At 53.7% G+C, this 11,802-nt stretch carries 8 protein-coding genes; 6 read left to right on the top strand and 2 right to left on the bottom strand.

Annotated features, from left to right (window positions below):
- Positions 1-396 precede the first annotated feature (396 nt).
- Positions 397-2,463: an elongation factor G gene (fusA, locus tag FJ147_23525; GenBank protein MBM4258860.1), complete on the bottom strand. Its 2,067-nt coding sequence runs from the start codon at positions 2,461-2,463 to the stop codon at positions 397-399.
- Between the two features lie 635 nt (positions 2,464-3,098).
- Between fusA and FJ147_23520 the strand changes: the two genes are divergently transcribed.
- The 6 genes from FJ147_23520 (at position 3,099) to FJ147_23495 (ending at position 11,379) form a co-directional block, all read left to right on the top strand.
- Entirely contained in the window at positions 3,099-5,606 is a 2,508-nt protein-coding gene (locus FJ147_23520) for a glycosyltransferase (protein MBM4258859.1), read from the top strand.
- 16 nt (positions 5,607-5,622) lie between these two features.
- On the top strand, positions 5,623-7,404 hold the full coding sequence (locus tag FJ147_23515; GenBank protein ID MBM4258858.1) for an ABC transporter ATP-binding protein: 1,782 nt from the start codon (positions 5,623-5,625) through the stop codon (positions 7,402-7,404).
- On the top strand, positions 7,391-8,557 hold the full coding sequence (locus FJ147_23510) for a glycosyltransferase family 1 protein (protein ID MBM4258857.1): 1,167 nt from the start codon (positions 7,391-7,393) through the stop codon (positions 8,555-8,557). The genes FJ147_23515 and FJ147_23510 overlap by 14 nt, the downstream gene beginning before the upstream one ends.
- Before the next feature lie 85 nt (positions 8,558-8,642).
- On the top strand, positions 8,643-9,809 hold the full coding sequence (locus FJ147_23505; GenBank protein ID MBM4258856.1) for a hypothetical protein: 1,167 nt from the start codon (positions 8,643-8,645) through the stop codon (positions 9,807-9,809).
- A 12-nt stretch (positions 9,810-9,821) separates the two neighbouring features.
- Positions 9,822-10,511: a ChbG/HpnK family deacetylase gene (locus FJ147_23500; protein ID MBM4258855.1), complete on the top strand. Its 690-nt coding sequence runs from the start codon at positions 9,822-9,824 to the stop codon at positions 10,509-10,511.
- A 7-nt stretch (positions 10,512-10,518) separates the two neighbouring features.
- Positions 10,519-11,379, top strand: coding sequence for a class I SAM-dependent methyltransferase (locus FJ147_23495; protein ID MBM4258854.1), 861 nt, complete (start codon positions 10,519-10,521; stop codon positions 11,377-11,379).
- Between the two features lie 21 nt (positions 11,380-11,400).
- Here FJ147_23495 and FJ147_23490 read toward each other — a convergent pair whose 3' ends face one another.
- Entirely contained in the window at positions 11,401-11,655 is a 255-nt protein-coding gene (locus tag FJ147_23490) for a hypothetical protein (GenBank protein MBM4258853.1), read from the bottom strand.
- Positions 11,656-11,802: the final 147 nt, after the last annotated feature.

Here is an 11,802-nt window from a genome sequence, read left to right as displayed (position 1 = left end):
GAACTGGCCACCCTGAAGTTGAAACCACAGGCCTTTCATGGAGAGTGGAATTATTCCTTACTCCCTCGAGCTCACAGTTGTTAAAGTTATTTTTTCTAAAATCCTAAGGGTGACAGCGCGAGTGTACCAGTCTTTCATGGTCCGATTTGGAGGCTATAGGGGGGAAATGCCGAGAGTCTGTTGCAGGCGAGAGTCAATGCTTAACCGTGAACGCTTCTCCCTACAGTCTGAAGCCTCATGAAAATTGACGAGCAAAATCGGTCATGCAGCTTATCGCCCAGCTTGCCGCGGAAATCCCCCCGCGCTTTGCGCGGCCCCCGTTACAAAGGGGGGCTAGGGGGGATTTTATCAGCCGAGGATTCCCGAATCTGAATGTCAAAACTCATTAGCCTGAGACTACGCGCTTTCCGCCTTCTTGCCTAACGCTTCGTCAACCATATGCGCAGGCATTGGCGAGTAGTGGTCGAACTCCATTGTGTATGTCGCACGACCTTGCGTGAGAGAACGGATAACCGTGGCGTAGCCGAACATGGTTGAGAGCGGAACGTGTGCGGTGATTGTGCGAATACCGGTGCCGCGTTCGCCTAGTTCAGTGACTTTGCCGCGGCGGGATTGTAAATCTCCCATTGTGGTTCCCATGTATTCTTCAGGAACGACTACTTCGACTTTCATCATCGGTTCGAGCAATACCGGTTTGGCTTTCCGCACTGCTTCTTTGAAGCCGATCGAGCCAGCCAGATGGAAAGACATTTCTGAAGAGTCGACTTCGTGATAGGTGCCATCATAGAGTGTGACCGTTGCATTCAGCACCGGAAAGCCGAAGGCCACGCCGGTCTGCGCAGCTTCGCGAATGCCCTTTTCTACCGGATTGATATACTCCCGCGGGATCGAACCGCCTTTGATGGCGTTTTCAAAGACAATGCCTTTGTTGTCGTTCGGTTCGATTTTCAGGTAGACATGACCGTACTGGCCACGACCACCAGACTGACGGATATACTTCCCTTCAGCTTCTGCCGCGCGCGTGATGGTCTCCCGGTACGCGACTTGCGGAGCACCAGTACTGACGGCGACTTTGAACTCACGAACGAGACGATCGATGATGATTTCGAGATGTAGTTCTCCCATGCCTGAAATCAACGTTTGGCCGGTTTCTTCATTGGTGTTCACGACTAAGGTCGGATCTTCCGAAGAGAGACGTTGTAATGCCAGGCCGAGCTTTTCTGAATCCGTCTTTGTTTTCGGTTCAACTGCAAGAGAAATCACAGGCTGTTTGAAGGTGATCGCTTCCAGGATAACAGATTTATCACGGTCAGTGATGGTGTCACCAGTGGTGAAATTTTTCAATCCGATAACGGCAACAATATCGCCAGCAAAAGCGGCGTCGATGTCCTCTTTCTTGTTGGCGTGCATGCGGGCTAAGCGCCCAACTCGCTCGGTCTGGCGAGTGCGCGGATTGAAGACCGTATCGCCTGTTTTCAGCGTGCCACTATACAGACGCACGAACGTTAGCTGACCGGAGTAGGGGTCGTGCATCGTTTTGAAGGCAAGGGAAGCACGAATAGGGTCGCCGACTTGCCAGGTCTTCTCCCCGTCATCAGCCACAGTTCCGGTGATTGGCTTCACCGGGGGCGGTAAGTAGGTGACGATGGTGTCCAGGAGTGGTTGCACTCCTTTATTGCGCAAGGCTGTACCGCACACCACGGGGAACAAGGCCATATCATGGGTTTTCTTGCGAATTGCGCCAACAATCTCTTCTTCGGTCAGCGGCTCGCCACCGAGATACTTTTCGAGCAATGCATCGTCGACATCGGCGACCGCTTCGATCATCTGCTCGCGGTATTGTTGCACTTCGGCGATCATATCGGCAGGAATGTCTTCCTCGTGGAAACGCGCGCCGAGAGTTTCTTCCTCCCACACTACGGCTTTTTGACGGACAAGGTCGATGATGCCACGGAAGTGTTCTTCCGCACCTAGCGGCAGTTGTGTCACGAGGGGTTTGCCGCCGAGGCGGTTCTCGATCTGTTTGACGACGTTGTGGAAGTCCGCTCCAACGCGATCGAGTTTGTTGATAAAGACGATGCGTGGAACGCGGTATTTATCGGCTTGACGCCAGACGGTTTCTGATTGTGGCTCAACGCCACCGACACCACAGAACACAACCACCGCCCCATCAAGCACGCGTAAACTGCGTTCGACTTCAGTGGTGAAATCCACGTGGCCAGGAGTGTCAATAATGTTGATCTGGTGATTCTTCCACTCGCAAGTGATGGCCGCGGCAGTAATCGTAATACCGCGCTCTCGCTCTTGCGGCATCCAGTCGGTGACTGCCGTACCGTCATGCACCTCACCAATCTTATGTGACATGCCGGTGTAGTACAGCACCCGCTCACTGACGGTGGTCTTACCACTATCAACGTGGGCGACAATACCGATATTACGAATACGCTCCAAAGGTGTAGACATCTCTCTCTCCGTTTCTTCCTCAACGGGGGTTTTCGTCGCGAAGAATGTAAAATGAACAAAATGAACTGCTCAGTCGCGAGCAGGAGTGATCGATATGATCATGACTTTGTTGTGTGAGACTTTCACGTCATTATGATAGCGGAAAATTTTTCTCAGTCCAAGGGGCCTTCCTGGTGGGAGAACGGAATTTCCGCAATAGGAGCCTCCCAAGGCAAGGCTCCTGGCCTATGGGAAGTTGAGTAGCTTGTGACATCAATGTTACAGTAAGAACGCTTGTGGGGCAGTTCCGTGGAATGACGAACTGGGGAGAATTTCGGTGCAACTTCTTGCCTCGGCTGACGTTTTTCTATAGACATAGAACAAATCCTGTATGGGTATTGATTGTGACGTACTTCTTGCCAGTGGCCATCGTCTGCCCAACTTTTTGCAGTTTGTGTTCCCATTCATGAAATCACATCCTGTGGCGGTCACAGCGAAGGAAACGGACAGTTCGCCGGTGTAGCGGGAAGACGACGCGTATCTCGGAAAGAGGAACGCGGCTAATTTACACGTATTGCATATTATTTATGTCAGAGATTATCTCCGTTCGTGGGCAAGAAGAGGTGCGGCTTCCGCAGAGTGCGGGACATGCCAACATGACGCCAGTGATGACGAAAGGTAAGTTTTTCTTCGTCGGTGAAGAAAAGTTTTTCGTCAAGGGTGTAACCTACGGCACATTTAAGCCAGCATCACACGGATCACCGTTTCCTGAACGCGAAGTGATTGAACGAGACTTTACGCTCATGCGTGAACTCGGGGCCAATACCTTCCGAACGTTTACCGTCCCGCCGCGCTGGCTCCTAGACCTGGCGGGAGAGTACGGACTGCGGGCGATCATTGGGATCCCTTGGACTGAGCATGTGGCCTTCCTCGATTCACCCCGAGTGATGAGTGATGTTCGTCGAATGATTGCCGACGGTGCAAAAACGTGCCAGGGGCATGCTGCCGTGCTCGCGTGCCTCGTCGGGAACGAGATTCCGCCGGATATTGCTCGTTGGCATGGTCCAGAAAAAGTCCGTGCTTTTCTCGGCGAACTTGTGGACGTCGTCAAATCGAATGATCCCACTCGGCTTGTGAGCTATGCCAATTTTCCGTCCACGGAATACCTCGATTTTGAGGAAATGGACTTTGTTTCCTTTAACGTCTACCTGCACCGTGAACCGGCATTTCGCAGCTACATTTCGCATCTGCACAACCTGGCAGTCGATAAGCCGCTCATTCTGACTGAATTTGGTATCGACTCGATTCGTGAAGGGAAGGAATTCCAAGCCGAGACGCTCGGGTGGCAGGTGCGCGCGGGATTCGAAATGGGGTTGGCTGGGACGGTCGTCTTCGCCTGGACAGATGATTGGTATGCACTCAATGCCGAAGGCGGGTTTCAGGTTGATGATTGGGCATTTGGTCTTGTCGATCGTGAGCGGCAGAAGAAGCCCTCCTTCTACTCGGTACAGCAGTCGTATGCTGCTCCGCTCCCACCAGCACTTCCCAAGAATCCGAAAGTCTCCGTGGTTGTCTGTGCGTACAACGCCGAGCGGACCATGGAGCCGTGTTTGGTCTCGTTGGAAAAGCTCAATTATCCCAACTACGAAGTTATCGTCGTCAATGATGGTTCGAATGATCGTACCCGCGAGATCAGCGAAAAATTCAGCTACATCCGCTTGATCAACCAAGAGAATAAAGGCCTGAGTGCAGCTCGCAATGTCGGTATTGCCGCGGCAACCGGTGAGATTGTCGCGTTTACTGATTCCGATTGTGTTGCTGATCCTGACTGGCTGAACTATCTGGTCACAACCTACGTGCGTTCAGGACGTGCGGCAGTTGGTGGCCCGAACTTTCCTCCACCAGAGGATACGTTAGTGCCGTCTGCGGTTGCTGTATCACCAGGTGGGCCAACGCATGTGCTGCTTAATGATGAAGTTGCTGAGCATATCCCTGGCTGTAATATGGCGTTCCGCAAGAGTGCATTGGAGGAGATTAGTGGATTCGATCCGGTGTTTCGCGCTGCGGGTGACGACGTCGATTTGTGTTGGCGTCTGCAAAACCAGGGCTATCAGATCGGCTTCAGTCCAGCTGCCGTGGTGTGGCACTTCCGTCGCAATACCGTCAACGCCTACCTGAATCAGCAGCGTGGCTACGGCAAAGCTGAAGCGCAGTTGTACTTTAAGCATCCTTATCGCTTTAATCTGCTTGGTCAGTCGCGCTGGCTAGGTCGTATTTATGGGGATCTCTCGTCGTTCTTTATGTCGCGACGGCCAGTGATTTACTCTGGTACCTTCGGCAGAGGACTCTTTCAGACCGTATACGAACCACCATCGTCGCTGGTGGCGTTTTTGCCGATGACGCTGGAATGGAACATTGTCGCCATTGCCCTATTCCTTGCCGCTCTCTTCCTTGGCGGATTTATGTGGTTTGGCGTCATTCCTCTGCTCATCTCTCTCAGTTGGTGTCTTGGGAGTGGAGCACGTGCGCGCATCGACGAACGGTTCGAGTCGTGGCGGGCACGTTTGTTGGTCGCCACGCTTGCCTATCTTGGCCCTTTAGTGCGTGGCATTGAACGGTACAAATGGCGTGTCCGTGGACTAACGGATGTGGAACCGATTCACTTCGACGAAGTCGGACAAACACCGGAAGTTTCTTGGCCTGATCGTGCCGTGCGGATTTCCTATTGGAACGAAAAAAGCTTAGAAAAGGAAAATCTTCTCCATGCGCTGATGGAATTCTTGCTGCCGCGGAAATACTGGATTGCTATCGACCAAGGTTGGAGCGACTGGGATCTGGAGATCTCACGAGGACTGTGGTCGAAGGCTGAGGTCAAAGTCGGCACCGAGAATCACGGTGGCGAGAAGCGGCTATTACGGGTGCGTTGTGGACTTCGCGTGTCGCAATTGGCGAAGATTGTTCTCTTAGGATATTTGCTTCTCGGTGGGCTGGGCGTGATTTTTTCCGTGGAAGAATTGGTCGTAGCGGCAGCGATTGTTGGTGTGATCAATCTCTCAGTGATTGTCTATCAAAATGTCCGCCTCGGTCGCGTTATGTATCATGCGGTAGAAATCGCTGCGCAGCGCATCGGACTTTTCCCTGCCTCGGTCAGTGGAAGAGGATAACGTTATGGCTGTACCGCTGCGCCGACACATCTTGGCCGCGCTCCGGCCCTATCGTGGGCTGTTCCTCTTTTCTCTGGCGCAAGTCGTGTTGATTGGTGGAGCGGAACTCCTCAAACCGTGGCCGCTGAAAATCATCATTGACAATGTTGTTGGTCGAAAACCGATCACCTGGACTCCGTTTGCGTCGTGGACTCCTGAACAATTGCTGATGGGGGCCTGCTTGACAATGGTGGGAATCTACGTGGTGCTCGGACTGCTGAACCTGGTCAACAATCATACGACCATTCGTATCGGGCAGAGCATGGTCAACGATCTCCGCGGCGCACTATATAACCACTTGCAACGGCTTTCACTCGCGTTTCACAACCGCCGCCAGGTGGGAGACCTCCTCTACCGTGTGACTGCCGATACCTATTCGATCCAAACTCTGACGATGAATGGCGTCTTTCCTATCGTGACCTCGGTCGTACTCCTGTTGGGAATGACGATTGTGATGGTGCAGATCGATTGGGTGTTGACGTTACTCGCTCTTGGTGTGTGCCCGCTCCTGTACGTGACAATCACTGCGATGAGTACGCGGATTAATCACGCTGCTTTGACGGCGCACGAACGCGAGAGTGCCATCTATTCGCTGGTGCAGCGTGGGATTGCAGCGATTCGGGTGGTGCAGGCCTTTACCAAGGAAGAAGAAGAGCACCGCCGTTTCATGGCTGCCAGCAAAGACAGCCTGGTTGCCAGTTTGCGCCTCTATGATCTTCAGTCCATCTATTCGGCTGTGGTCAATGCGGTGATCGCCATCGGTACGGCGTTGGTCGTGTGGATCGGTGCGCGTCACGTGATGGATGGAACCCTGACAGTTGGCGACCTCGTCGTCTTTACTGCCTACCTGGCTTCCCTGTATGGACCAATCAATACCATTAGCCAAACTCTCGGTTTGATAGAAGGTGGCAAGGCGGGATTCCAGCGAGTCCATGAGATTCTGGCAGTGGAGCGCGATCTGCAGGATGGTCAGCGGACGATTGGGAAAGGCGAGGTCCGAGGAGCTATCGAGTACGATAACGTCTCTTTTGGGTATGACGCTGATCAACCTGTGTTACGGAACGTAAGCGTGCGCGTCGCTCCCGGCCAGACTGTTGCGATTGTCGGACCTAGCGGTGCGGGAAAATCGACCTTAGTGAGCTTACTCCCGCGCTTCTATGACCCACAAGGTGGCCGTGTCCTGATTGATGGCATCGATGTTCGGGGCCTGACGTTAGCCTCGTTGCGTCAGCAGATTGCGATGGTGTTACAACCGCCGCTGGTTTTCCCTCTCTCAGTGCGTGAGAACATAGAGTATGGGCGGCCAGGAGCGTCCTTTGCCGAGATTGAACGAGCCGCTCAACTGGCACGGATTCACGATAAGATCATGAAACTACCCGACGGGTATGACACCATTATTGGTGAGCAAGGTGCGACCTTATCCGAGGGCGAGCGGCAGCGCATGACGATTGCTCGCGCTATTCTGCGCAACGCGCCGATTCTCATCCTCGATGAGCCGACCTCGTCGGTGGATGCGGAAACCGAAGCCCTCATCATGCAAGGATTTGAGGAATTGATGAAGGGACGAACCACGTTCATCATTGCCCACCGACTCTCGACGGTACGGAATGCGGATATGATTCTCGTCGTACGTGGCGGGCAAATCATCGAGCAAGGAACGTTTAGTGACCTCATGCGTAAACAGGGAGCCTTTTTTGCACTGTATCGCACGCAGTTCAGTGAACAGGAACAGGAGGATCCACAACATGCCGTCTCGTAAAACGATTGTGGTGTTGCATCTTGCCGGGCAATACCCGATGGCAGGAGTTGTCTGGCAAGCCTTGCAATATCTCGTCGGCCTCCGGCAGCTTGGCCATGATGTCTTTTATGTTGAGGATTCAGGTGCGCCGCCATATGATCCACGAGTGAAGAGTGTGGTATCGGATGCGACCTACAATGTAACGTGCTTGCAGCAGGCGTTGGAGAAATTCGGCTTTGCTGGCCGCTGGGCCTATTGGGACTCGTTCAAGGATTGTTACTATGGTCTCTCTCAGTTGCAGTTGCAATCGCTCTACGAGAGGACAGATGTGATTCTGAACCTGTGTGGTGCGTCCTGGTCCCCGGCCGAGCGGAAACGTAGTGGCAAAACGATCTATGTCGAAACTGACCCGATCTTTGAGCAGATCCGCAGTGCCCAAGGGGTACCCGAAGCGCTTGCGTTGTTGGCTGCGCACGACGAGTGCTTTACCTATGGCGAAAACTTAGGTGAACCAGATTGTCCCATCCCTCCTGTTGGTGCGAACTGGAAAAAGACACGCCCGCCAGTGGTGTTAGATTTGTGGACAGAGCATGTCGATCCGAGCTGTCGGTTTTTTACCACGGTTGCGACGTGGCACAATCGCGGGAAAGATATCACCTTCCAGGGGAAGACCTATTATTGGTCGAAGCATGTCAATTTTCACAAATTTCTTGATCTACCACGCCATACCTCCCAGCCGTTTGAATTGGCGGTGGAAACGAGCGAGCCAGCCGTACGTGAGCAATTGTCCTCGTTAGGATGGCACCTGGCAGAAGCATCGGAGCGGTCGGCGACCGTTGAAGGCTACAGAGACTACATTTACTCCTCGCGCGGTGAATTTACCGTGGCCAAGGACATTTATGTTCGGCCTCGTAGTGGCTGGTTCAGTGATCGCAGTGTGTGTTACCTCGCGGCGGGAAAACCAGTAGTGACACAAGAGACCGGGTTCAGTAAATTTATCCCCGCTGGTGAGGGGGTGTTTGCGTTCTCGAACATGGAGGAGGCGGTGTCTGCATTAGAGCGAATAAACGCAGACTACGTCCATCACGCACGCGCTGCTCGTCGCGTCGCCCAAGAGTTTTTTGCCGCAGATAAAGTGCTACGCAAACTGTTACAAGATGCCGGGATCGCATGAGGCAACGGTACTCAAAGGCCACTATGGCCCCGGGGAGCGCCACCTTCGTAAGGTCTAATCCACAAGTGCAAAGCTGGAATTGACTATGCCTGCTCGTGACACGATCATTGTTCTCGGGCTTCTCGGCCAGTTCCCTATGGCTGGCATCGCCTGGCAGCTGCTTCACCATCTTGTTGGGCTGCAGCGCCTTGGTTTTGCGGTCTACTACATTGAAGACACTGGCACACCTCCGTACGATCCGCGAGTCAAGAGCGTCGTTGACCACTGCACCTACGGTACTCACTTCATTGCCAACACTCTGCGACGGATTGGATTGGAGGAAGCCTGGGCATATCACGACGTGTTGACCGGCCAGTGGTATGGGCTGACAGAAGCCCGCGTCCGCGAGGTATTCGCCCAAGCAGTATGTACAATCAACCTGTGTGGGGCGAGCAGTCCGCATGCTCTCACATTCCGTCCGACTGGCAAACTGGTGTATCTTGAGACCGATCCGGTGTTATATCAGGTGCGGTTTTCTGAAGGGGACGCCAAAGCCATTCAGTTACTGACCGGTCATGATGCGCATGTCACTTATGGTGAAAACCTGGGGGAAGCGCATTGCCCGATTCCTCTGCCCAACTATGCCTGGCGAAAAACCCGTCCCCCCGTCGTTCTTGATCTGTGGCCGGTGCAAGAGAACAGCGACTGTCCACGCTTTACGACGATTGCGACGTGGCATAACCGTGGCCGCGATCTGCATTTTCGTGGAGAGACCTATCGGTGGTCGAAACATGTGAATTTCCTCGCGCTTGCTGACCTGCCGTCACGCACCGCGCAGCCGCTTGAGCTTGCCGTCGAGATCGATAACGCTGAAGAACTTGCTGCATTACAACGGTACGGATGGCTCCTGACCAATCCTCTTGCCGTGTCGCATGATCTCGATGCGTACCATCACTACGTGGATACTGCACGGGGAGAGTTCACGGTGTCGAAAGACGTGGTCGTACGAACCGATAGTGGCTGGTTTAGTGACCGGAGTGTCTGTTTTCTCGCCGCAGGAAAACCGGTAGTGACACAGGAAACCGGCTTTAGCAAGTATGTTCCAACCGGCCAGGGATTGTTCGCGTTCTCAACCCCGGACGAGATCCTTGCTGCGTTTGAGACAATTAACCACGACTATGCCCGGCATGCCCGAGCCGCGCGCGAGATCGCGCGCGAGTATTTTGCCGCCGAAAAACTTTTGCGTAAAATGCTAGATGACGTTGGGGTGTAACGAAAGACATACATGACGCGCTATCTCATTATCAATGCCGACGACTTTGGTTATGCACAAGGGGTGAATCGTGGTATCGTTGCTGCTTATGAACACGGAGTCGTGTTGAGTACCAGTCTCATGGTCGATATGCCAATGGCGGAGGAGGCGGCCCACCTCGCCCGGCGGCATACAGGCCTGGGCGTCGGGTTGCACTTTACTGCGACGAACCAGGCTGGCCCGTTATTTGATCTCAGTGATATTACGATGGTCACTAAAGAACTGCAGCGGCAGTATCGACGCTGCTGTGACCTGTTCGGACGACCACCAACGCATCTCGACTCGCACCATCACGTGCATCTGCGTCAAGAGCTGAAGCCGTTCTTTATCGACTGGGCTGGTGAGAGGAGCTTACATCTCCGAGATACTGGCGGTGCGCGCTACAATGGGGCGTTCTATGGTCAGTGGTATGATGCGGAATGGAATTTCCATTTTGCGCCAGACTTCATCAGTATCGAAAACTTAGAGAAGATTTTGCGGAAGCTACCAGACGGGGTTACGGAACTGGCGTGCCACCCAGCATACCTGACGGGAGACCTTGATAGTTCATATGCCACTGAGCGTGAGATTGAACTCGCTACTTTGCTCAATCCGCGAGTTGGCGAACTTGTGAGTGAACTCGACATTACCTTAGGCAATTTTGCTACCCTGCCGCGACGCTAATGGGGGAATGATGTATCTTCCCGATCGTCTCCGTGCACTCTGGCATGGAGTTGAGGCCGGTCGTTCTGCAGCGCACAACGCGCAAACGGAACAGGAACGATTGCTCGGTGACTACCAAACGCAGTGGACAGCAGCGTTACTGCAGCCCAACGAGGCGGATTTGCGCACGAGCCTCGTACGGGAAGTTGCAAGGTATTACGGCATTGCCGATCTCGCTGAAGTCGAGCGCCGTTGTACAAGTGCGGTCGGGGATATGCGGAATGAATGGCACGAGCGCATTGATCCGCAGCAGCGGGCAAGTATCGAGAGTTTCTGCGACAGTGCAACCTACATCTATGATCTGATGGGTTGGCACTCGCTCCAAGGTGATAACGGCCCACTTGCGTATGTGCTTGGATTAGAGATCGCGCAGGCGCGCGGTGTGCGACAGTGCCTCGATTTTGGTTCAGGCGTTGGCTCAGGAGCCTTGTTGTTTGATCATGCCGGAATTGACGTGTCACTCGCGGATATATCGACGACGATGTTGGACTTTGCGCGCTGGCGGTTTGCGCAACCACAACGTCCGGCAACCTGCTACAACCTGCACCAAAGCGCGCTTCCGAGTGGGCACTTTGATATGATCCTGGCGATGGATGTGTTCGAGCATCTTGTCGATCCCGCCGCAACTGTCGAGGAGCTGCACCGCGCGTTACGTCCTGGGGGACTGCTATTTGCGCGCATTCAAGTTGAGGATGCCGGGGAGCATCCTCAACACATTGTCCGTGACTTCGAACCGACGTTTGCGCGTATGCGGGAAATCGGCCTCAATGAAGTGTGGCGTGATACGTGGGTGTGGGGTCACCAGTTGTTTGAGAAGCGCGTTGGATAAGTACGCCCCTCTTGTGACATTTCAATGCACGACATCTCGCGGCGCCAGGCGAGCCAGAATCTCTTGCGACAATCGCTCTGTAGTATCGGCTTTCACAAGCAGTCGATTCCAGACTTCTTCTTGGCGCGCGCGCTGCTGCTGCCAGAGTTCTTCTTGGCGCGCTCGCTGCTGGGCCATCTCCCGCAGGATGTTGCTCATCTCCCGTAGGATGTTGTTCATCGACCGTTGCATGAACGCAAAGCCGAACATGGTCACGGCGATGGTGACGGTGAACATAATGAAGGTCCATATACTAACAGGACTTACGCTTGAGGACCACAAGTATCATTTTAGGGATATGATTACCAAGAAGCAGTACGTCGAATATTTGGTGAGCACGCCGAAGAATTGCACCTGTACGTATCTGGCCGAGCATTTGGAAGA

The organism is Deltaproteobacteria bacterium, from assembly GCA_016874775.1.
Taxonomy (GTDB): Bacteria; Desulfobacterota; Binatia; order Bin18; family Bin18; genus VGTJ01.
Note: the sequence above shows the minus strand (reverse complement) of the source record. Positions and strands in the feature narration are given on the sequence as shown.

Excerpts from the sequence above, each read along its gene's own strand:
- fusA (MBM4258860.1), bottom strand. The coding sequence starts at position 2,463 with ATGTCTACACCTTTGGAGCGTATTCGTAATATCGGTATTGTCGCCCAC.
- FJ147_23520 (MBM4258859.1), top strand. The coding sequence starts at position 3,099 with ATGACGCCAGTGATGACGAAAGGTAAGTTTTTCTTCGTCGGTGAAGAA.
- FJ147_23510 (MBM4258857.1), top strand. The coding sequence starts at position 7,391 with ATGCCGTCTCGTAAAACGATTGTGGTGTTGCATCTTGCCGGGCAATAC.
- FJ147_23505 (MBM4258856.1), top strand. The coding sequence starts at position 8,643 with ATGCCTGCTCGTGACACGATCATTGTTCTCGGGCTTCTCGGCCAGTTC.
- FJ147_23500 (MBM4258855.1), top strand. The coding sequence starts at position 9,822 with ATGACGCGCTATCTCATTATCAATGCCGACGACTTTGGTTATGCACAA.
- FJ147_23495 (MBM4258854.1), top strand. The coding sequence starts at position 10,519 with ATGATGTATCTTCCCGATCGTCTCCGTGCACTCTGGCATGGAGTTGAG.
- FJ147_23490 (MBM4258853.1), bottom strand. The coding sequence starts at position 11,655 with ATGTTCACCGTCACCATCGCCGTGACCATGTTCGGCTTTGCGTTCATG.